This window comes from Acidobacteriota bacterium, assembly GCA_009838525.1.
Classification (GTDB): domain Bacteria; phylum Acidobacteriota; class Vicinamibacteria; order Vicinamibacterales; family UBA8438; genus VXRJ01.
In genome coordinates, this window is sequence record VXRJ01000004.1 from 67,860 (window position 1) to 88,810 (window position 20,951).

Annotated in this window: 18 protein-coding genes; 7 read left to right on the forward strand and 11 right to left on the reverse strand. The window is 68.3% G+C overall.

All coding sequences use genetic code 11. The annotated features are described in order from the left end of the window. The first annotated feature begins 38 nt into the window (after positions 1-38). Together F4Y45_01015 and F4Y45_01020 are read left to right on the forward strand one after the other, a co-directional pair. Entirely contained in the window at positions 39-590 is a 552-nt protein-coding gene (locus tag F4Y45_01015) for a cytochrome c (GenBank protein MXY23088.1), read from the forward strand. A 182-nt stretch (positions 591-772) separates the two neighbouring features. Then, positions 773-1,882 carry an ATP-binding protein gene (locus F4Y45_01020; protein MXY23089.1) on the forward strand — a complete coding sequence of 370 codons (1,110 nt, stop codon included), beginning with the start codon at positions 773-775 and terminating at the stop codon, positions 1,880-1,882. Here the strand turns inward: F4Y45_01020 and ggt are convergent. From ggt to F4Y45_01045, 5 genes are all read right to left on the reverse strand, one after another. Further along, a complete protein-coding gene (gene ggt / locus F4Y45_01025; GenBank protein MXY23090.1) occupies positions 1,879-3,603 on the reverse strand; it encodes a gamma-glutamyltransferase in 1,725 nt (574 codons plus the stop codon). The genes F4Y45_01020 and ggt overlap by 4 nt on opposite strands. Positions 3,604-3,680: 77 nt before the next feature. Beyond that, positions 3,681-5,564: a transketolase gene (locus F4Y45_01030; protein ID MXY23091.1), complete on the reverse strand. Its 1,884-nt coding sequence runs from the start codon at positions 5,562-5,564 to the stop codon at positions 3,681-3,683. Between the two features lie 20 nt (positions 5,565-5,584). Further along, complete coding sequence (locus F4Y45_01035; protein MXY23092.1) at positions 5,585-7,087, reverse strand: thioredoxin domain-containing protein; 1,503 nt, start codon at positions 7,085-7,087, stop codon at positions 5,585-5,587. A gap of 73 nt (positions 7,088-7,160) precedes the next feature. Then, the gene (locus F4Y45_01040) at positions 7,161-7,430 is read right to left on the reverse strand and encodes a hypothetical protein (protein ID MXY23093.1); all 270 of its coding nucleotides are present in this window, start codon (positions 7,428-7,430) and stop codon (positions 7,161-7,163) included. After that, the gene (locus F4Y45_01045) at positions 7,431-7,625 is read right to left on the reverse strand and encodes a hypothetical protein (protein ID MXY23094.1); all 195 of its coding nucleotides are present in this window, start codon (positions 7,623-7,625) and stop codon (positions 7,431-7,433) included. Here F4Y45_01045 and F4Y45_01050 point away from each other — a divergent pair. Beyond that, positions 7,510-8,316, forward strand: a complete 807-nt coding sequence (locus F4Y45_01050) for a hypothetical protein (protein ID MXY23095.1) — start codon at positions 7,510-7,512, stop codon at positions 8,314-8,316. The two genes, F4Y45_01045 and F4Y45_01050, sit on opposite strands and share 116 nt — an antisense overlap. Positions 8,317-8,410: 94 nt before the next feature. Next, entirely contained in the window at positions 8,411-9,850 is a 1,440-nt protein-coding gene (locus F4Y45_01055) for an amino acid decarboxylase (protein MXY23096.1), read from the forward strand. Between the two features lie 42 nt (positions 9,851-9,892). Here the strand turns inward: F4Y45_01055 and F4Y45_01060 are convergent, their stop codons facing one another. Both F4Y45_01060 and trkA read right to left on the reverse strand, forming a co-directional pair. Then, entirely contained in the window at positions 9,893-11,359 is a 1,467-nt protein-coding gene (locus F4Y45_01060) for a TrkH family potassium uptake protein (protein MXY23097.1), read from the reverse strand. 52 nt (positions 11,360-11,411) lie between these two features. Beyond that, entirely contained in the window at positions 11,412-12,881 is a 1,470-nt protein-coding gene (gene trkA / locus F4Y45_01065; GenBank protein ID MXY23098.1) for a Trk system potassium transporter TrkA, read from the reverse strand. On the opposite strand from trkA, the gene F4Y45_01070 reads away from it, so the two are divergent. Continuing rightward, on the forward strand, positions 12,810-14,147 hold the full coding sequence (locus tag F4Y45_01070; protein ID MXY23099.1) for a C4-dicarboxylate ABC transporter: 1,338 nt from the start codon (positions 12,810-12,812) through the stop codon (positions 14,145-14,147). The genes trkA and F4Y45_01070 overlap by 72 nt on opposite strands. A gap of 33 nt (positions 14,148-14,180) precedes the next feature. On the opposite strand, the gene F4Y45_01075 is transcribed toward F4Y45_01070, so the two are convergent. Then, positions 14,181-15,551, reverse strand: a complete 1,371-nt coding sequence (locus tag F4Y45_01075; GenBank protein ID MXY23100.1) for a beta-lactamase family protein — start codon at positions 15,549-15,551, stop codon at positions 14,181-14,183. Here F4Y45_01075 and F4Y45_01080 point away from each other — a divergent pair. Then, a complete protein-coding gene (locus F4Y45_01080) occupies positions 15,452-17,356 on the forward strand; it encodes a methyltransferase domain-containing protein (protein ID MXY23101.1) in 1,905 nt (634 codons plus the stop codon). The genes F4Y45_01075 and F4Y45_01080 overlap by 100 nt on opposite strands. A 21-nt stretch (positions 17,357-17,377) precedes the next feature. Here F4Y45_01080 and F4Y45_01085 read toward each other — a convergent pair whose 3' ends face one another. Continuing rightward, positions 17,378-17,737 carry a hypothetical protein gene (locus F4Y45_01085; GenBank protein ID MXY23102.1) on the reverse strand — a complete coding sequence of 120 codons (360 nt, stop codon included), beginning with the start codon at positions 17,735-17,737 and terminating at the stop codon, positions 17,378-17,380. Positions 17,738-18,151: 414 nt separating this feature from the next. On the opposite strand from F4Y45_01085, the gene F4Y45_01090 reads away from it, so the two are divergent. Next, the gene (locus F4Y45_01090; GenBank protein ID MXY23103.1) at positions 18,152-18,751 is read left to right on the forward strand and encodes a hypothetical protein; all 600 of its coding nucleotides are present in this window, start codon (positions 18,152-18,154) and stop codon (positions 18,749-18,751) included. A 128-nt stretch (positions 18,752-18,879) separates the two neighbouring features. Here the strand turns inward: F4Y45_01090 and F4Y45_01095 are convergent, their stop codons facing one another. Together F4Y45_01095 and F4Y45_01100 are read right to left on the reverse strand one after the other, a co-directional pair. Next, a complete protein-coding gene (locus F4Y45_01095; GenBank protein ID MXY23104.1) occupies positions 18,880-19,452 on the reverse strand; it encodes a hypothetical protein in 573 nt (190 codons plus the stop codon). An 84-nt stretch (positions 19,453-19,536) separates the two neighbouring features. Continuing rightward, positions 19,537-20,883 carry a beta-lactamase family protein gene (locus F4Y45_01100; protein ID MXY23105.1) on the reverse strand — a complete coding sequence of 449 codons (1,347 nt, stop codon included), beginning with the start codon at positions 20,881-20,883 and terminating at the stop codon, positions 19,537-19,539. Positions 20,884-20,951 lie beyond the last annotated feature (68 nt).

Consider the following 20,951-nt stretch of genomic DNA (forward strand, 5'->3'; position numbering starts at 1 on the left):
CCACGGAAGGCGAGCCTCCCGCCGCCGATGCGCCGGCGATGACCGATGCCGCGCCCGCGAACACCGGCGCCGGCACGGACGCGCCGGCCGGCCATCCCGATCGCTTCGGCTTCGGCCGCGAGGCGACGCACGAGGAGATCGCCGCCTGGGACATCGACGTCATGCCTGACGGCACCGGCCTCCCGGAGGGCGAAGGGACCCACGCCGACGGCACGCCGCTCTACCTTCGCCACTGCGCCAGTTGCCACGGCCGGACCGGCGAGGGCGGCAGCGCCGAACCGCTCGTCGGCTACGAACCGGAGACCGCGCCTCCCTTCGGGCCGCGCTACGAGGAATGGCGCGGCGACGGCGCGGACGTCCCGTTCACGGTGGGGAACTATTGGCCCTACGCCACGACGCTCTTCGACTACATCCGGAGAGCGATGCCGTCGAACGCTCCGGGCACGCTCTCGAGCGACGAGGTCTACGCGCTGACCGCCTGGCTTCTGGCCGAGAACGGCATCATCGGGGAGGACGCGGCCATGAACGCCACCACCCTGCCTCAGGTGGCGATGCCCGCGCGGGACGTCTTCGTACCGCAGGAACGGTAGCGACGGTTCGCAGAGAGCACCGCACCAGCCATACGACAACGGCGATGGGGTTCAGCGCGCTAAAATACTGAATATTCGGAGATGAACTCCGAGTTTTCAAGTATTCTATTGGTGTGCCGGATGACCTCATCGTGCGTTCCGGTTACCTGGAACGACTTGCCACCGCGGCCCGCCGAGCGCCGATCACTTCGTTGCTGGGACCGCGGCAGTGCGGCAAGACGACACTTGCCCGTCAGTTCGCGGCAGCGCGAAGCGCCACTTTCTTCGATCTGGAATCCGAGCAGGACGTTCGACGCCTCACCAATCCCGAGCTGGTCCTCGGGGTGCTCGACGGCCTGGTCGTGATCGACGAAGTCCAGCGCATGCCGCAGCTCTTCAACGTGCTGCGCGTGCTTGTGGACCGCCCCGGCACAAGATCGCGCTTCCTGATCCTGGGTAGCGCGTCACCCGGCATCGTGCAGGGCGTTTCCGAGTCTCTCGCGGGTCGGGTCGAGTTCATCGACATGGCCGGCTTCGACCTCCGAGAGGCCGGTGCCGACGCCTGGCGAACGCTCTGGCTGCGCGGCGGACTTCCCAGGTCGTATCTCGCACCGTCCGGCGACGACAGCCATTCCTGGCGCCGGGCCTACATACGCACGTTCCTGGAACGCGACATCCCGCAACTGGGCATCACCATTCCGGCAGCGGCCCTGGAGCGGTTCTGGACCATGCTGGCGCACTGGCACGGCCAGACGTGGAACGCTTCCAGCCTGGGACGTTCGATGAGTGCTTCCGACAAGACGGTCCGCGGTTATTTGGATCTGCTGACCGGTGCCTTCATGGTCCGCCAGCTCCAGCCTTGGTACCAGAACGTCGCCAAGCGCCAGGTCAAGGCGCCCAAGGTCTATCTGCGTGACACCGGTATTCTGCACGCGTTGCTGGGCATTCGAGACGAGAGTGGCCTCTTCAGTCATCCGCGCCTCGGACCGTCCTGGGAGGGCTTCGTAGTCGAACAGATTCTGTCTACGCTGGACGCCGATCAAGCGTGGTTCTGGGCGGCGCATGGTGGTGGCGAACTTGATCTGCTGGTAGTGCACGACGGCCGCCGAATCGGATTCGAAGTGAAGTTCAACGAGGCGCCCAAGGTCAGCGCCCAGTTGCGTAGCGTTGCCGACATCCTCGGACTCGATCACCTGTTCGTTGTCTGTCCAACGAACGACAGCTACCCGGTGGACCGAGATCTCACGATCCTGGCCGCCGCGGACGTGCCCACCCTTCCCGATCGCGTCGCGAGACTCTCGGGGAGTGCCTAGTACCCCGCGACCAGGCCGTCCTTGCGGGGATCCGTGCCACCGTGGAGCATGCCCGTCTCCGGGTGGATCATGATCGCCTGGTAGCCCCCCATGCCGCCGCCGCCCTGCCGCTGAACATGGTGGCCGCGGCGCCGGAGCTCGGCGATGACCTCGTCGGAGATGCCCGGCTCGACGGCCAGCGTGCCGCCCGGCCGGCTGCTCGGGCTGTGGCGGACGCGCGCCGCGTCGCCCGCCTCCTGCAGGTTCATGCCGAAGTCGATGATGTTCGACAGGACCTGCCAGTGGCCCTGCGGCTGCATCGGACCACCCATCACGCCGAACGGCATGAACGGCTTCCCGTCCTTGGTGACGAAGCCGGGCATGTTGGTGTGGAGCGAGCGCTTGTGGGGCGCAAGCGAGTTAAGGTGACCCTCCTCGAGCGTGAAGCCGGAGCCGCGGTTCTGGAGCGCGAAGCCGAGGTCGCCGGGAACGATCTTCGAACCGAAGCTGCCGAAGATGCTCTCGATGAGGGAGATGGCGTTCCGGTCCTTGTCGACGACGGTCAGGTAGACGGTATCGCTGTACTCGAACGGATTGCCGGGCGTCACCGCGGTTGCCGCTCGCTGCTCGTCGATCAGCTTGCGGCGCGCTTCCGCGTACGGTTTCGAAATAAGCTGCCGCGTCGGAAGCTCGTTCGCGTCCGCGTCGGCGACGTAGGTGTTGCGGTCCGCCCAGACCAGCTTCTTCGCTTCCGTGTAGAGGTGGAGCGCCTCGGCGCTGTTGTGGCCGAGCGACGCGATGTCGTAGCCCTCCATGATGTTCAGGATCATCAGCGCGAGGATGCCGGAGCTGTTGGGCGGCACCTCCCAGATGTCGTAGCCGCGGTAGTTCGTGCTGACCGGCTCGATCCAGTCCGAGGTGTGGTCCTCGAAGTCGGCCATCGTGAAGTAGCCGCCGTTCGCCTCGCTGAACGCGACGATCTTCCGGGCGATCTCGCCGCGGTAGAACGCGTCCCGGCCGCCCTCCGCGATCTGCTCGTAGGCATCGGCGAGTTGCGGGTTCTTGAACAGCTCGCCCACCGCCGGCGGCCGGCCGCTCGGCAGATACGTCGCCGCCGACGTCGGCCACTCCTGGAGTGACGGCATCGACGCCGCCCACTGCCCCTGGATGATCTCGCTGACCGGGAAGCCGTTGCGGGCGTAATCGATCGACGGCTGGAGCAGTTCGCCCAGCTCCATCGTGCCGAAGCGGTCGAGCAGCTCGCTCCAGGCGTCGACCGCGCCCGGAACCGTCCAGGTGAGCGGGCCGGTGCCCGGCATCCGCTCGTAGCCTTGGTTGGCGAGGGTTTCGCGGGTGATCTCATAGGGGGCGCGGCCGGTGCCGTTCAGCGCGTAAAGCTGCTCGGTTTCGGCGTCCCAGAGGATGGCGAGGAGATCGCCGCCGATCCCGTTCATGTGCGGCTCTACAAGTCCGAGCATCGCGTTGACGGCGACCGCGGCATCGATGGCGTTGCCGCCCGACTTGAGGACTTCGAGCCCCACCTGCGCCGCGAGGGGTTGGCTGGCCGCCACCATCCCGTTCGGGGCGATCACCTCGGAACGGCTGCCGTGGACGCTCCGGGCGGGACGGCTGTAGCCGTGACCGAGGGCCTCCTGCGACTGTGCCTGCATCTGCATTCCGAAGTCGGAGCCGACCAGCGTGATTCCCAGCATAGCCGCCACCGCCAGTGTTCCTCTTGACATGATGATCCCCATTCCTGCGCGTTTGCGGAAGTTCGACGTAATGCTACCGCAACGCCAGCGGGAGCCCGATGGCCAGCCTACGGTGAACCAGCCGCAACCTGCCTGCGAACGGCGGCGGCGATGCGGTTGGCGGAGATCCCGTAGCGATCGAGGAGGGCGGCGGCAGGCCCGCTTCGGGGCACTTCGCGGACGGCCAGGCGTTCGACGGCGATGCCGTGAGGAGCCACGGCTTCGCTGACGGCGTCGCCCAGGCCACCCGCGGCGTAGTGGTCCTCGACGGTGATGAGGCGGTTGCCGGTCTGCCGCGCGGCGGCGCGCAGCGTGGCGTGATCGATGGGCTGAACCGAGTAGGCGTCGATGACGCGCAGCGCGATCCCCTCCGCGGCGAGCTGCTCGTGCGCCTTGAGCGCCTCGAACAACGTGATGCCAACGGCGACCACGGTCGCAGCGTCGTTCGGCGACTCGCGCACCACCTTGGAGCCGCCGATCGGGAACGCCTCGTCCGGGCCGTAGATCACGGGCGTCGCCGGCCGCGTAGTCCGGATGTACGCCATCCCCTCGTAGCCCGCCGCCGCCTCGACGAGGCGCGCGGCACTCACCCCGTCGCACGGATACAACACGGCGCAGCCCGGCACCGCGCGCATCATCGCGAGGTCTTCCAGCGCCATCTGCGACGGGCCGTCCTCGCCGATGGACACCCCGGCGTGGGATCCCGCGAACGTGATGTTCATCCCGCCGATGCCCGCCATCCGGACGAAGTCGGCGGCGCGCGTCAGGAACGCGGCGAACGTCGACGGAAACGGGATGGCGCCGCGGCTCGCGAAGCCCATCGCCATGCCGGCCATCACCTGCTCCGCGATGTACGTCTCGTAGAAACGGTCGGCGTGCGCCGCCTCGAAGTCTTGGCTGAAGGTGGAATTGCTGACGTCGGCGTCGAGGGCTACAACCCGCGGATCGGCGGTGCCGAGCGCGGCCAGGGCAACGCCGTACGCGGCGCGCGTCGCCACCTTGTCGCCCAGCGCGTAGGAAGGAGGGGCCGGCAGCCGCGGCGGGCCATCCGGCGGCGCGGCCGAAGCGGAGGCCGCGCGGGTGGGCGGCGGCGGGATCACGGGGGCCGCTGCTCCCGCAATGCGCTGCCTCTCGAGTTCCGCGAGCGCGGCGTCGAGCGGCTCCCCCGGCGGAATCGGCTTGCCGTGCCAGCCGTCCTTGCCCTCGATGAGGACGACGCCCTTCCCTTTCAACGTGCGCGCCAGGATCATCGTCGGCCGGCCGCGAGTGCCCGCCGCTTCATCGAGCGCGTCGACGATCTGGGGCATGTCGTGGCCATCGATGACGATCGCGCGCCAGCCGAACGCCTCCCACCGCGCCCGGTAGGCCTCCATGTCGTGGCCCCACTGCGTCGCGCGGCTCTGGCCGTAGCCGTTGACGTCGGTGATGGCACAGAGGTTGTCGAGCCCGTAGCGTTGCGCCACCTGCGCCGCCTCCCAGACCGATCCCTCCGCCGACTCGCCGTCGCCGATCAGCGCGTAGGTGCGGTAGTCCGAACCGATCCGCCGCGCGTTCAGGGCGATGCCGATCGCGGCGCAGATCCCTTGGCCGAGCGAGCCGGTCGCGACGTCGACGAACGGCAGCCGCGGCGTCGGGTGGCCTTCCAGGTCGGAATCGATGGCCCGCAGATTGAGCAGTTCGTCCGTCGCCACGTAACCCGCTTCCGCCCAGGCGGCATAGAGGAGCGGGGCCGCGTGGCCCTTCGACAGGACGAAGCGATCGTTGTCCTCGTGTTGCGGATTGCGCGGATCGAAGCGCAGCCGGGCGAAGAAGAGCGCGGCGACGACGTCCGCGGCGGAGCAGCAGCTTGAGGGGTGCCCGCTGCCCGCCCGGCTCGTGGCGCGAATGGACGCGATGCGGAGCCGGAGGGCGACCTGTTCGAGTGCGGTGATCGTGGGCGAGTCGGACGGCACGGCTCTTTCGGCGCGAAAGTCTAGCACGCGGGATCCGGATCGCGCGCGGTCGCCAGATCCTGCAGGGTGAGGGCGTATGCGGCGGCGGCGGGACCGTGCGACCGGGCCGCGGCGGCCTGCCCGGCGAGCGCCGAGACGGCTCGGTCACGAAACTGCGGTTGCCCGGTCAGGCGGGCAAGGCGGAGCAGGACGCGGGCGGCGTCGCAGTTGAGGGCGAAAGGGTACGCCACTACGCGGAGCAAGCCGATATCGCCATCGGCGTGGACGCGGTCGCGGAAGCCGCCGGCCGTGTCGTCCCAGAGGTGGTGCAGGCAGAAGTGCATCAGTTCCTGCGCCATGTCGAGATAGACGTCGCGATCCGTCACCGCGAACAGATCGAGGAGGGCGGCGCTGGCCGCCACCTGATCGCCGAGCAACCCGCGAACGACGGCGGTTCCCTCCTCCCCCTCCCCGGCCCGGTGGGCAATGCCGCCGCCGCGTTCATAGGTGCCCGCGACCACGTGCTCCAGAGCGTCAACCGCATCCGCCAGTAGCGTCTCGTCGCCCAGCACGGCGGCGGCCCGAACCCAAGCCCGGACCATCAGGGCGGTGCAATCCGCGTATATCGCGCGATCCACCGGCGGCGGCGAAACCGTCTCTCCCGCGTAGTAGTCGGGATCCGCCCGCTGGCTCGCGAAGAAGACCGCACGACCCTGCGGACGGCCGAGCAGCGTTCGGTGAACGTAGCGGGCCAGGTGCGCGGCGCGGTCGCGGTAGTCGTCGCCGTCGCGCTCCAGCAGCAGGCGCAATACCGCCGCATTGACGCTGAGCAGTTTCTCCGTCGCGGGCTGTGTCCAGTCGGATCGTGCGCAGTAGCGGAAGACGCCGCCGTTGGCCTGGTCGTACAACCCGCCCCACCCGATGGCGCGCAGCGTGCGATCCACGACCTCCGCGAACCGCTCGTCGCCGGAGGCGGCGCGGCGCGCCGCATACTCGAGCGCCGCCGCGTACACGCGCTTCGGCGCCGCCCCGAAACCTCCGTGCTTGGCGTCGAACTGTTCGAGCAGGTGGGAGGCCACCCAACCGTCTATGGTCTGGTCGGGCGCGGCCGCCGCCACCGGCGCATCCGGCGCCGGTGCGCGCCGTCCGGCGATCGCGCCGCGCTGTGCGGCGAAAGCATCAGCCACCTGCGGCAGGAGGCCGCGCATCCGTTCGGGCGGGACGTACGTCTCGCCACCCAGCAGATCGCCCTCCGGGCTGAGGAAGGCGGTGGTCGGCCAGCCGCTGAGGCCGTAGCGGTCGGCAATGTCGGGGCGGGCGTCGGCGTCGACGCGGATCGGGATGAAGCGATCGGCGATGAGTCCGGCGACCGCGGGATCGGCGTACGTGTCCGACGCCATCGCGGCGGTGGCGCGGCACCAAGAGGGCCCGAGCGACAGCAGGACCGGCGCACCGGCAGCGCGCGCGTCGGCGAAGGCGGAGGCGCACCACGGACGCCACCCGACGGGGCGAGCCGCGGGACCGTCCGGCAGGGGGCGTGTCACGGCGACAGCCTGGGTCTAGCAGCCCGTTGTGAAACGCCGAGTGACACCGAAAGCGGCGCGGCGGCCGGCAGACCTACTCCTCGGTGATGTTGGCGGCGATGTCGAGATCGATGCAGCCCGCCACGCTGTTCGCGGCGGGGCAGCCCTTGGGGTGCTTCGCGACCGCGCGCTCGGCCGCCTCACGCATCCCGCGCGGGACGGTCAGATCGTACCGAACGCGGATCCGCGTGATGCGCAGCACATTGTCGATCGCTTCGATGTCGCCTTCCACCTGGGCCGAAATCTTGTCGCGCGGCGCCGGAACCTTGCGCACTTCCAGTGCGCGTGCCAGGGTGCCGAGCAGTCAACCGCCGACCGACCCGACGATGTAGTCGAGCGTAGCGGGAACCTCCTCGTCGGGCTCCACGCCGTAGAACTTCTTGATGCCGCCGTGGACGCCGAAGCGGATCGGCGTGTCGAAACCCTCCAGGAACGCCTCGCGGACCGGACCCTTGACCCGCTCGATCCGCATGCGGCTGGTGTGGACAACGTCTGGCATGCCGTGGCTCCTTCTCTCTATGCCGGCCTGGAGGCCGGCGCACCGTCTATGCCGGCCTGGAGGCCGGCGCACCGCCGGCGGCCCGGCGCACGAGGCCGGTGCACGCCAGCCGTGGACGCCGATGGTACAATCACCCGTCATGCAGCAGTCAAGAAACTCGTTGGCGTCGGTGGCGACTTTCGCTGCGCTTCTTCTTGTCGCGGCCGGGTCCGTCGTGGCCGTGCAGGCGCAGAACTTCCTCCAGGAAGAGGGCCCCGAAGGGGTGCCGAACTACACCCGCGTGGACGCCACAGTGGCGTGCGCGGGGGCGACCGGACCGGAGGCGATGCCGGAGCTCAGCGAGCGCGGCTTCAAGACCGTCATCAACTTCCGGACCGCGGGCGAGCGGAACGCGCGGGTCGAAGCGTCGCGTGAAGCGGCCGAGGCGGCGGGACTGAACTACGTTCATCTACCCTTCCGCCAGCCGACGACCGAACTCGTCGATCAGTTCCTCGACACGGTGGCCGAGCCGGCGAACCAGCCGGTCTACATCCACTGCGGATCCGCCAACCGGGTGGGCTTCATGTGGCTCATCAAGCGGGTGAAGCAGGACGGCTATTCGTTCGAGGACGCGACGGTCGAGGCGGAAGCGATCGGCCTGCGCAGCGATGCGCTGCGGGCGTTCGCGCGCGACTACCTCGGCAGCAACTGACGCGCCTCGGACGCCACAACCGCGCTGCCTGACGGGAGGCGGCTCCGGCCGCGGCCAGTGAACTGAGAGCGTGTCCCGCAAACGTCTCGGCGACATGGATCCGGAGGCGTTTCGGCGCGACGGCCATGCCCTCGTCGACTGGATTGCCGCCTACCTCGACGGGACGGAACACTATCCGGTGCTGTCGCGCGCCCGTCCGGGCGACATCCGCGACGCACTGCCCGGCCGGCCGCCCCGCGAGGGCGTCGGTTTCGATGCGATCTTCCGCGACTTCGAACGCGTAGTCGTCCCCGGCCTCACCCACTGGAACCATCCCGGCTTCTTTGCCTATTTCGCCATCTCCGGCAGCGCGCCCGGCGTTCTGGCCGAGTTTCTTTCCGCCGCCCTCAACGTCCAGGCGATGCTGTGGCGGACGTCGCCCGCCGCGACGGAACTCGAAGAGGTGACGCTCGGCTGGCTCCGGCAACTCCTGGAGCTGCCCGACGCGTTCGAGGGCGTGATCTACGACACGGCGTCGATCTCCACGCTGCACGCCCTGGCCGCCGCCCGCCACCGGGCGGCGCCGGACACACGGACGCGCGGGATGGCGGGACGCCGCGACCTGCCGCCGCTGGTCGTGTACGCCTCCCAACAGTCGCACTCCTCCGTCGACAAGGCGGTGATGACGCTCGGGCTGGGACTGGAGGCCATCCGGAAGATCCCGGTGGACGACCAGTTCCGGATGCGGCCGGACGCGCTGGGCGAGGCGCTCGCGGCGGACCGGGCGGCCGGAGCGAGACCGATGGCGGTCGTCGCGACGGTGGGGACGACCTCGACGACCAGCGTCGATCCGGTGGCGGCGATTGCCGATTGCCTTGGACCGAACGGGAGGGACGGGAGCACGTGGCTCCATGTCGACGCCGCCTATGCGGGCGCCGCCGCGCTCGCTCCCGGCATGCGCGGCGTGATGGACGGCTGCGGGCGGGCGGACTCCGTCGTGGTGAATCCGCACAAGTGGCTGTTTACGCCCTTCGATCTGAGCGCCTTCTATTGCCGGCGGATGGACGACGTGCGGGCGGCGTTCTCGTTGACGCCGGAATACCTGCGGACCCCGGAAGCCGGCGCCGAAGTGCGCAACCTGATGGACACCGGCGTGCAGCTCGGCCGCCGGTTCCGCGCGCTGAAGCTCTGGGCCGTGCTGCGCTACTTCGGATCCGACGGCATCGGCGAGCGCCTCGCCGAACACCTGCGCCTGGCGCAGTGCTTCGCCGGCTGGGTGGACGAGAGCCCGAACTTCGAGCGCCTCGCGCCGGTTCCTTTCAGCGTCGTCTGCTTCCGCGCGCGGCCCGCGGGCGGCGATGCGGCCGACGCCGATCTCGACGCACTGAACGAACGTCTGCTCGACGCCGTCAACGCCACCGGCGAGGTCTTCCTCTCGCACACGAAGCTCAACGGCGCGTATGCCCTCCGCCTCGCCATCGGTCACATCCGCACGGAAGAGCGGCATGTCCGGCGGGCGTGGGAAATCCTGAACGAGCAGGCCGGGCGGTTGTAGCGGGAGCCGACCTGGAGGTCGGCGCACCACGCCCGCACGTCCCTACCGGCGCGGCGTGATGCCCTGCCAGTGGGCGCGCAGCCAGACCTCCGGGCGGAGCAGGGCCAGGACCGTCACCACCTCCAGGCGTCCAATCCACATCGCGGCGATCAGCATCAGCTTGCTCACGGGATGCAGCCCGCCATAGTTGGCCATCGGCCCCACCTCGCCGAAGCCGGGGCCGATATTGCCCAACGCGCCGGTGGTAGCGGTCACCGCGGTCTCCAGGTCCTCGCCAAAACCGATGACGACGGCCGTGGTGATGGCGAACATCAGCACATAGAAAAGGAAGAAGACGAGCACCCCACGGATCACTTCCTCCGGCACCGCCTTGCCACCCAGCTTCACCGGCATGACGCCGCGCAGGTGCAGCGTGCGGCGCAACTCGGTCAGCGTGAAGCGCCCGATCAGCATGTGGCGCAGCACCTTCGGTCCGCCCGCGGCGGAGCCCGCACAGCCGCCGATGAACATCATGGCGAGGAGGACGACCTTCGTCTGATCCGTCCACAACTCGAAATTGGTGCTCGCATAACCGGTGGTCGTCAGAATGGACAGCACCTGGAACAGCGCCGTCCGGATGGGCGCGCCGGCGGACTCAAGCTGCCACAGGAGGACGGCGAGGATCGCGGCCGCACCGGCGACGATGCCGACATAGGCGCGGAACTCGTCGTCGCGAACCAGCGCGTCCGGATAGCCGAGCACGGCACGGTACTGCAGCGCGAAGTTCGCGCCGGACAGGAACATGAACACGATGACGATCCACTCGACGGCAACGCTGTTGTAGCCGGCTATCGATTCGGGATTCGGCGAAAACCCGCCCGCCGCGACGTTCGTGAAGGCGTGGCAGACCGCATCGAAGAGCGGCATTCCCGCCGCCATCAGCGCGACCACCTCAACCGCGGTGAGTCCCGTGTAGAACTTCCACAGCGTGCCGGCGGTCTTCCGGATCTGCGGCGCCAGGTTCTCCTCGGTCGGACCCGGCACCTCCGCGAAGAAGAGCTGCCGGACGCCGATGGCGAGGCGCGGCAGCACCGCCAGCACCAGGGCGATCACGCCCATGCCACCCAGCCACTGCGTCATCGCCCGCCAGAAGAAGAAGCCGCGCCCCGGCGTCTCGAAGTCAGTCAGGATGGTGGCGCCCGTCGCCGTGATGCCCGACATCGCTTCGAACAGCGCGTCGATCGGGTCCAGCCCCACCCACAGGTGCGGCACCGCGCAGAGCAGGGCGAGCATCAGCCAGACGCTGGCAACGACCGCGAGCGCCTCGATGCGGCGCAGGTCCTGCCCCGCACCCCGCGATCCGCGGATCATCGCTTCGCCGATGGCGGCGGAGAGCACGCCGCCGATCAGGAACCCGGGGACGTCGGCCCACTCGCCATAGCCGGCGGCGACGGCAGCGGGTGCGAGGAATGCAGCCCCGAAAACCCGCAGGATGCGACCGGCGATCGCGGCGACGATGATGAACCGCATCGAGTGGCTGCCGGGCTACCCGCTAAACCGCCATCTCCTGTGTGCTGACGCGCTAGGAGGCCGCGAACAGATCGCGCACGCCGGGCACCGCCGGTTCGGTGCAACAGACCAGCAGGCGATCCCCTCCCTGAACGCGATCGTCCCCGTGCGGCACGACGACCGACCCTTGCCGCAGGACGGACCCGATGATCGAATCGGGGGGCAGGTTGAGGTCGCGCACGGCGGTCGGCGAGAACCCGCCCGGCACGGCGAGTTCGAGAACGCGCGCCTGGCCCTCTTCCAGAACGGCCAGCAGGCTGGAGCGGCCGCCGTCGATCCCGTGAACAACGGACGCGACCGCCGCGCCGCGCGCGGACAGGGCCACGTCTATACCGACCCGCTCGAAGAGGTGATGGTTCGAGGGCTTGCTGACGCGCGTAATCACCTTGCGCACGCCGAGCTGGTGGCCGAGCAGGGAAGCAAGCAGGTTCCGCTCGTCGTTGTCGATCACCGAGACCAGGACGTCGCTCCGGCCGATCTCCTCCGATTCGAGCAACTCCAGATCCGTGCCGTCACCCCGCAGGATCAGCGCCCTGCGGAGTGTAGCGGCCAGCAGCTCGCCCCGCTCGCGCTCCCGCTCGATGACGATGAGCCGGATGCCGTCCGCTTCGTCGAGTTTCTGGGCCAGCCGGAAGCCGACATCGCCGCCGCCGATGATGGTCACCATCTGGCTGTCGGCGTTGCTGCTCGCCGGAGCGATGACGGGACGCAGGCGATTCATCCCGTCACGCGTCCCCATGAGAACCACCTTGTCACCCGTCTCCAGCACCGTCTGACCGCGGGGAATCAAGGTGGCGTGCTCGTGCTTCAGGGCGATGATGACGACACCGGCCGGCAGCGCAAGCGACGCCACCTCGCGGCCGACGACCGGCGAGTCGGCCTCGAGGCGGAACTCGAGCAGCTCGACGCGTCCGCCCGCGAAGAGCTCGGCGTCCACCGCCCCCGGCGCCATGATGATCCGCTCGATTTCGGCCGCAAGCCGCGCTTCCGGCCAGATGATCTCGTCGATGCCGAAGTTCCGGTGGAGGCTGTCGTCGCCGCTCCGCTGCTCCAGCAGGTCTTCCTTGGTGACGAAGCAAATCGTCCGCTTCGCGCCGAGGCCGCTGCCTATGGAGCACGCGACGATGTTCAGTTCGTCGAGGCGGGTGGCGGCTATCAGCAGGTCGCACCGCTCGACGCCCGCGTTCCGCAGCACGTCCGGGCTCGTGCCGCTGCCCGCGACGAACTCCACGTCGAGGTGCGAAAAACGGTGGGCGCGAAGCGGGTCGCGATCGACCAGGAAGACATCGTGGTCCGTGCAGAGGGCGCTGGCCAGCGGATACCCGATGTCACCGCCCCCGATGATGATGATGTGCACTACAGCCGCCGCCCGATCACACCATTCTAGCCCGCCGACATATACTCCCGCCCCATGGATGTCGCCACCCTTTCGCTCGGTGCGCTCGCCATCGCCATCATCGTCAGTTGCACCATCCGGCTCCACGTCGGCTTCCTCGCCATCGCGCTCGCCTGGGTGGTCGGCGTCTACATCGCCGGCATGAGCGCCAACGACGTGATGGCGGGCTTCCCGACCCGGCTCTTTCTGACCCTGGCCGGCGTCACGCTCCTCTTCTCGCAGGCGCAGGCGAACGGCACCCTCGACCTGATCGCCCACCGGGCGGTCCGCCTCTGCCGCGGGAACGTCGGCGTGATGCCGATGATGTTCTTCCTGCTGTCGTTCGTCCTGGCATCCATCGGTCCGGGCAACATCTCGTCCACCGCGCTCATGGCGCCCATGGGGATGGCGGTCGCCGGCCAGGTGGGCATCCCGGCGTTCCTGATGGCGATCATGATCGGCAACGGCGCCAACGCCGGCTCGCTCTCTCCCATCGCGCCGACCGGCGTCATCGTCAACGGCGTCATGGCCGACATCGGCCTCGGCGGGAACGAGCTGCAGACCTACCTGAACAACATGATGGCGCACATCGTCATCGCCTTCGCCGCCTACTTCCTGCTCGGCGGCTGGCGCCTGCTCGGCCGGCGCCACCACGGCGAGCTGGTCGTCCCAGGCGGAAGTTCCACGGACGCCGGAGCGTCCGCAGACGCCGAAGGGTCCGGGAGCGACGGCAGCGAAGCGGCGGATGACGACGGCGACACCTTCCAGCGACGCCACTGGATCACCATCGGCGTCATCGGCGCCCTCCTCGTCGGCGTCATCTTCTTCAACCTCCACGTCGGCCTCGGCGCCTTCGCGGGAGCCATCCTTCTCGCACTGTTTAAGGCGGGGGACGAGAACGAAGCGGTCAAGCTGATGCCGTGGCGGGTCATCATGATGGTCTGCGGCGTCACCGTCCTCATCTCCGTCCTGGACGAGACGGGCGGCCTCGAGCTGTTCACCCGCGTGCTGGCCGGGGTCTCCTCCGCCAACACCGTCACCGGGATCATGGCGTTCACCACCGGGTTCATTTCGATCTACAGCAGCACGTCGGGCGTCGTGCTCCCGGCGTTCCTGCCGACCGTGCCCGGCCTTGCGGAACAGGTGGGTGGCGTTACTCCACTCGCCATCGCCTCGGCCATGAACGTCGGCGCGCACCTGGTGGACGTCTCCGCACTCTCCACCCTCGGCGCCCTCTGCATGGCCGCCGCGCCGTCTCACGAAGACAGCCGCAAGCTGTTCAACAAGCTGATGGCGTGGGGGCTTTCGATGACAATTGTCGGCGGCTTCACGTGCTGGTTGCTGTTCACCGTCCTCAGGATCGGCATCAACTAGCGGTGCGCCGGCCTCCAGGCCGGCATCAACCGATCACTCGATGGCTTCGTACACGAGGGTCTGAAACTCCCGCTCGAGTCCATAGGCCGAGAACGGATTGAACTGCGTCCAGACCATGCCGATCAGCTCGTCCTCCGGATCGATCCAGAAGAAGGTGTTGGCGGCGCCGGCCCAGCGGAACACGCCGTTGTTGTCCGGCTCCGGAGTGCCTTCGGCGTCCACTGCGACCGCGAAACCGAGCCCGAAGCCGTAGCCGGGGCTCAGGTACGTCCCGAGCTGGATCGGCACCATCGCGTCCGGCAGCCGGTTCGAGCGCATCATCGCCACCGTCTCGGGGGCCAGGATCCGCACGTCGCCGAGCGCGCCGTCCTCGAGGAGCATCTGGGCGAAACGGATGTAGTCCGATGCGGTGGACGCGAGCCCGCCGCCGCCAGACACCCACGCCGGCGGGCGCGTGTACTGGCCGTCGTCCGGCGAATCGATCATCTGAAGCGCACCGTCCGGACTCGCGTAGTTGGCCGTGAAACGCCTGCGGTCTTCGGCCGGCACCATGAACCCGGTGTCTTCCATCCCGAGCGGATCGAAGATGCGTTCCTGCAGGAAGGTGTCGAACGACTGTCCGGAGGCCACCTCGATGACCCGGCCCAGGATGTCGGTCGACACGCTGTAGTTCCACCGCTCGCCCGGACTGGCCAGCAGCGGGAGCGCCGCCACGCGCTGCCCGAAGTCCTCCAGGCCCACCGATTGCGTGAAGAAGCCCGACTCGTTGTAGAGGCGGTCGACCGGGGAGTCGCCGAAGAAGCCGTAGGTCAGACCTGACGTGTGGGTCAGGAGGTGCTCGACAGTCATCGGGCCGCCGGGCGCCACGCGCTCGCCGGCGTCATCCAGAACCTCCACGTCCGCGAACTCGGGAATGAACTTCGAGACCGGATCGTCGAGCGCAACCGCGCCCTCCTCGACGAGGATCATGACCCCCGTGCTCGTGATCGGCTTCGTCATCGAGTAGATGCGGAAGATGTCGTCCCGTTCGAGGGGATCGCCGGCATCGAGATCGCGCATGCCGGCGGCGGCCCAGTGCACCACCTGCCCGCGCCGCGCCACCATCGTCATCACGCCGGCCAGCCGGCCGTCATCGACGTAGGCCTGCACGGCGGGCTCGATGCGGGCGAGCCCGTCGGCCGACATTCCGACCGTGTCGGGGCTCGCGGTGGGCAGCCCGGAGGCCGGCGCGGCGCCGGCCGGTGTGGAGTCAACCGCCGCTTCGGATTCCGGGGGCGGCGCTTCCGCGACCTCCGCCGGTGCGCATGCCGCAAAGGCGACGAACACCGCCGCCAGCGCGCAGGCCACGGGCAGACGTGTCACGAGCCACCGGTCCCGAATCTTCTCGTCAGGTGTGTGAGTCATGCGCCGATGGTAGGTATTCCCGCCAGCGCTTGCAACACCGCCCCGCCATACAATGCGGGCACGCGATGACCGACGCCATAGCCTGGTACGACGCCAACGCCGAAGTTGCGTCCGACCGCTACGAATCCGTGACTTTCGAGCGCGTCCACGGCTGGCTGGCCGACCTGCTTCCGAAGCCGCCCGCCGCCGTCCTCGATGTCGGCGCCGGCAGCGGCCGCGACGCCGCGCATCTCTCCCGCCTCGGCTACGACGTCGTCGCCGTCGAGCCCTCCGCCCGCATGCGCGAACTGGCCCAGGCCCGTCACGACGCCCCCCGCATCACTTGGCGCGACGACCGCCTTCCGGCCCTCAAGGACACCTTCTCCACCGGGCTTTCCTTCGACGTCATCCTCGTCAGCGCCGTCTGGATGCATCTCGCCCCGACGGATCGCGCCCGCGCCTTCCGCAAGCTGATCACGCTCCTCAAGCCGGGCGGCCTGCTGGCCATTACCCTGCGCGAAGGCCCCGACGACGACGACCGGGGCTTCCACCCCGTCACCGTCGATGAACTCCGCCGCCTCGCGACCGACCACGGCGCGTATGTGGAGCGCGAGTCGTCGAACGACGATCACATGGGGCGCGGTGATGTCCGCTGGAAACAGATCGCCGTTCGCCTCCCCGACGACGGGACGGACGCGCTGCCGCTGCTGCGCAACGTCATCCTCAACGACTCGAAGAGTTCGACTTACAAACTGGGTCTGCTCCGCGTCCTCTGCCGCATCGCCGACGGCGCGTTCGGCCTCGCGGAGGAACAGGGCGAGGACCATGTCGCGATCCCCATGGGGCTTGTTGCCCTCACCTGGATCCGGCTCTACAAGCCGCTGCTCGACGCCAGCATTCCGCAGAGCCCAGTCAACGAACATGGCGGCCACAAGCTCGGATTCGTCAGGTCGGCCGGCATCGAGCGGCTGGGTGTCTCGCACCACGATCTTCGCGTGGGTTCGCGTTTCTCCGGCGACGACCTTGCCGCCCTCCACCGGTCCCTGCTCGATGTCACGTCCAGCATCATCAGGATGCCGGTCCGCTACATGACCTATCCGAATAGCGACGACCCAGTCCTTCCCTTCCGCCACAAGGGCACCGCGAAGAGGCCTCCGCGTCCTGCCGACGGCAAACTGACCGCCGGCTACCTCGCGAGCTTCGGCGCCCTGCGGGTTCCGATGCACCTCTGGATGGCAATCCGGCGCCTGAGCGTCTGGATCGAACCGGCGATCATCGCCGAGTGGAAGTTGTTGATGCGAGCGTACGCCGCCCGCCAGGGACGCCAACTCGATGAGCAGAGGCTTGCCCAGGCCATGGCCTGGCTGGAACCGGAGCGAGACGTCCGGCTGGCCCGCGAACAAGCGGACCGCCTGCTGAAGGCGGGGCCGCTCCATTGCGTCTGGACGGGCCGCCGGCTGACTCGCCGCAACCTCGACATCGACCACTGCTTCCCTTGGGCCATCTGGCCCTGCGGCGATCTGTGGAACTTGATGCCGGCGCACCGAAAGGTCAACCAGCGCGAGAAACGCAACCTCCTGCCCGGGGACCGAATCCTGCGGCAGGCCGAGGAACGCATCCTCACGTGGTGGAACGATGCCTACCGCGCACCGAACTCGGTCCTTGGCGACCGCTTCACCGTCGAAGCCGCCACGAGCCTCCCCGGCGTGTCGTCCAGCAGCGACCGCCTGGATGACTACTACGCCGGACTGGCCCTGCAGCGCGTGCGCCTCAAGCACGATCAGCAGGCGCCGGAATGGACCGGCGAACGGTATCTCCGGAAGTAGCGGGCGGCCGCGGAGCCGTCGCTACGCCGACGCGCTCGGACGCCGGTCGGCAAGCAAAGCGTCGTCGAGGAGGATCGGAACCGCGGCGCCTGACTCCATCAGCCGCCGGCGCTCGTTCTCGTCGGTTGCCCGCTCGAGGACGGCCGAGAGGGCCTCTGCCGCCTGGTCGAGTGAGTTGATTGCTTCCTGCGCCTGGTCGGCGCTCTCATTCGCGTCGCTCGCGACGGAATCAGCGTAGTGCTTTGCTTCCTTGGCAAGATTGCGAGCCTCCGTGATCGCCTCGTGCCAACGATCGAGCAACCTGGTGTTGATGATGACGTATGCCATGTCGTCGCCTCCCGGGTGATGAACCGCGGGCATCGCGGTTCCTAACCACGTCATCTCCATATCGTCGTGCTCCCCTGGGCGGACGGCGGCGGAGGCGTCCCGCCGTCAACTGGCGGCGATGCTAGCAGGTTTGGAGAATCGACCAGTTCGTGGGGAAACAAGCGAAGTTGTTCGGGTTCCCTACGTTAGGCACCGGCGCCGCCACGGCGACACCGGTTCCAACCCTGAGAACATGGATCCATGCGTATTAAGTGCGACCCGCCGTACCTTTAACATGCAGGCTCGGGCATCTGGCACCATGTTAATGCTATGGGTCCAATTATTGATATACACATACTGCCGGCTGGAAACGCCTCACTGAAATGGATTCAGAAGGAACCAACGACCGGGGAACTGGCAAACGTAGGCGCCAATGCCCGGCGCCGTGATGGCCTGATCGAAGTGGGACTCGCGCTACAGTCGTCTCCGATGAGTGTCGCCGAAGTCGTCATCGGAGCCGCCGACCACTACGCCCGGGCCGAACTGGTCACGCTCGCGCTGGAAGACGGCGCGCCCGTTTTCCTGGATCGGCGGCGCGTCGCCCTAGTCGGCAAGGACTTCCCTATCGCGCCCTACCACCACGAGGCGCTGGAGATGGACCTCGAAGCGGCCGCGGACCTTGTGAACCGGGTGAGACGATCCGTGGCGGAACACGCGAGAGCGGCGATCTCGACCATGCTCGCGGCCTATCGCGCCCAGGTGCTGATCCTGCCCGCGAGCCCGTATGACCGCCTGCCCGACTCGCTGGAGGAGGTGCTCAGCTCGCGTCCCCTGACCCTTGCCGCGGACGGGATGCTCTACCGCGAGTTTCTCGCCGAAGCTGCGGCGGGACTCGGCATGGAGGTCCGCAGGTTCCCGCGCAGGAGCGATCCGATCGTACTGGCCGCCGAGGCAATCGGCGTCGACGTAGCGTCGGTCACCTCACTGATCGCCCGGTTCGGCCGGGAGGCGGGAGCGCCCTGGCGCAAAGACCACAAGCTGGCGGCCGCCGCGGCCCTCAGCGTCCTCGGGCGTCGGATTCACCACTGAGGCTGGTCGCGCGACGCGGCTCGTCGAATAGCGTCGAAAAGCGTTCCTTTGCGTCGAAAACGGGCTTGATCTTGCACTCGTTCGTCGAAAAAGCGCCACACCTCGGACGTCGGAGACCCAAGCCATACTCACACTGGAGCTGATCGAGAACGACCGGCCGACTGGACCCAACCTTGTTCCGACAGCACACGGAGAGCAAGCTCGATCTGCCGCCGTGAGAACTGCTTCTTCCTCTCGTTCCACCCGTACGTGAGCCTGACGATTTCGTCCGGTCTCGCGGCGGACGCCTCGCTTGCTGCCACCCAGTGGACCGAAGTCAGCAACTCCAGACCGAACGAAGACTCGAATCCGTCAACGAGATCGAACACCCGGTCAAGGCGAGCCTGCGTCGCGGTGTTGTTGGCGAGAAACGCGCGAGCCTCCTCCAGGGCACCCGGTACAAGCTGCAATTGCCTGTCGGGTGCATCGCCACCCGCCGCGTAGCCGGACACGAAGTGGCCCTCAATGGCGTTCAGAACGGGCCGGAGATTCTCAGCGTACGGTCCGTCAGGCCCCTTCCGGAAGTTCAGCCTCAATGGCTCGCCCGCGACCTGCATGAAGTACAGGAGCTTGCGGGCTTCTCGGAAGGTGACGAACGGGTCCAGCAAGGCAAAGAGGAAACGATCCAGCAGGCAGACCAAAGCTGCTCGGCCGGCTGTCATCGGCGGGGCATCGTGCGACTCGTGAATCCGCACCACGGTCAGAGGATCTAAGCCCCCGCCTTGACCCGCAGCTCCCCCAATTCGTCAGTTCACGATCGCCTGGTAGACCCAGTTGCGGCTGAGCCCATGCGTTAGCTGCTGGTTCGGACCCTGGTGCTGCAGCATGCCGACGAAGACGAGGTCGTGGGCGGGGTCGATCCAGAACCAGGTGCCGTCGATGCCGAGCCAGTAGTAGGTGCCGGCGCCATGCGGCTCCCCGGCTGCGGCGGGGTCCTCGTAGATCATGACGTCCATGCCGAAGCCCATGCCGGCGCGCATGTTCTCGGTCGCCTCGGCCGACATGTGGTTGGTGCGGATCATCTCCACCGTGCGCGGCGCGAGCAGGCGCTGGCCGTCGAACTCGCCGCCGTTCAGCAGCATCTGCGCGAAGCGGATGTAGTCGTCGGCGGTGCCGAAGAGTCCGCCGCCGCCCGACGGGCCGGGCGGGTTGGACGTGAACGGATCGCCGCGTGAATCGAGCACTAGGTCGCCGCCGTCGTCGATCGTGTGGCGCAACGCGATGCGATCGACATTCGCGGCCGGGACGTAGAACTTCGTGTCGACCATGCCGAGCGGGTCGAAGATGCGTTCCTGCAGGAACTCCTCGAAGGGCTGGCCCGACAGCTTCTCGACGATGTAGCCGCGCACGTCGACGGCGACGCTGTAGATCCAGCGCTGGCCCGGCTGCGCCAGCAGCGGGATGCCGGCCAGCTTGTCGATCATCACCTGGAGCTCTTCCGTCGGGTTGAGGACGCGCTGCTCCAGAAACAGTTGGTTGACCGGGTGTCGCGGGTTGAGCACGTAGCCGAGGCCGGCGGTGTGCGTCATCAGCTCGCGCATGGTGATCGGGTGGTCCGGATCCTCCAGCCGCATGGAGCCGTCCGGGTTGTCGCCGGCGTACACCTTCAGGTCGGCGAACTCCGGGATGTACCGCTCGACCGGGTCGTTCAGCCGCCACTTCCCTTCCTCGTAGAGCATCATCATCGCCACGCCGGTAATCGGCTTGGTCATGGAGAAGATGCGGAAGATGGAGTCGCGCGTCATCGGGCCGCCGGTGTCGACGTTCCTGACGCCGGCGACGTCCGCGAAGGCGATCTTGCCGTGACGGGCGACCAGGGCGACGACGCCGGCGATCCGGCCATCGTCCACCAGTCCCTGCAGGCCGGCGTCGAGACGTTCGAGGCGCTCGGCGGAGAGGCCGACGTCCGCCGGATCGACGGTGTCGAGATCGGCCTCCGCGAACGCGACTGCCTCGCCCGGCGCCGCAATCGCGCCGGGCGTGGTCGCCTCGTACGCCTCGCCAAGGAAGAGGGCGCCGATGCCGAGCGTGGCGGCGAGCGCGCCGACGATGAAGAACGACGCCAGGAACGAGCGCGGCTGATCGGACTGCATGAGGCCCTCCTGTGTGCGCCCGCGCGCCTCCCCGGGGCCGTCGCAGGCAGCGGCTAGCGTACTACGCC

What these genes read in the sequence shown, in the direction of transcription:
- F4Y45_01015 (MXY23088.1), top strand. Translation starts at nt 39, where the DNA reads ATGACCGATGCCGCGCCCGCGAACACCGGCGCCGGCACGGACGCGCCG.
- ggt (MXY23090.1), bottom strand. Translation starts at nt 3,603, where the DNA reads ATGTCAAGAGGAACACTGGCGGTGGCGGCTATGCTGGGAATCACGCTG.
- F4Y45_01050 (MXY23095.1), top strand. Translation starts at nt 7,510, where the DNA reads ATGCCGCCGTGGACGCCGAAGCGGATCGGCGTGTCGAAACCCTCCAGG.
- F4Y45_01045 (MXY23094.1), bottom strand. Translation starts at nt 7,625, where the DNA reads ATGCCAGACGTTGTCCACACCAGCCGCATGCGGATCGAGCGGGTCAAG.
- F4Y45_01055 (MXY23096.1), top strand. Translation starts at nt 8,411, where the DNA reads ATGGATCCGGAGGCGTTTCGGCGCGACGGCCATGCCCTCGTCGACTGG.
- F4Y45_01060 (MXY23097.1), bottom strand. Translation starts at nt 11,359, where the DNA reads ATGCGGTTCATCATCGTCGCCGCGATCGCCGGTCGCATCCTGCGGGTT.
- F4Y45_01070 (MXY23099.1), top strand. Translation starts at nt 12,810, where the DNA reads ATGGATGTCGCCACCCTTTCGCTCGGTGCGCTCGCCATCGCCATCATC.
- F4Y45_01080 (MXY23101.1), top strand. Translation starts at nt 15,452, where the DNA reads ATGCCGCAAAGGCGACGAACACCGCCGCCAGCGCGCAGGCCACGGGCA.
- F4Y45_01075 (MXY23100.1), bottom strand. Translation starts at nt 15,551, where the DNA reads ATGACTCACACACCTGACGAGAAGATTCGGGACCGGTGGCTCGTGACA.
- F4Y45_01085 (MXY23102.1), bottom strand. Translation starts at nt 17,737, where the DNA reads ATGACGTGGTTAGGAACCGCGATGCCCGCGGTTCATCACCCGGGAGGC.
- F4Y45_01090 (MXY23103.1), top strand. Translation starts at nt 18,152, where the DNA reads ATGAGTGTCGCCGAAGTCGTCATCGGAGCCGCCGACCACTACGCCCGG.
- F4Y45_01095 (MXY23104.1), bottom strand. Translation starts at nt 19,452, where the DNA reads ATGACAGCCGGCCGAGCAGCTTTGGTCTGCCTGCTGGATCGTTTCCTC.
- F4Y45_01100 (MXY23105.1), bottom strand. Translation starts at nt 20,883, where the DNA reads ATGCAGTCCGATCAGCCGCGCTCGTTCCTGGCGTCGTTCTTCATCGTC.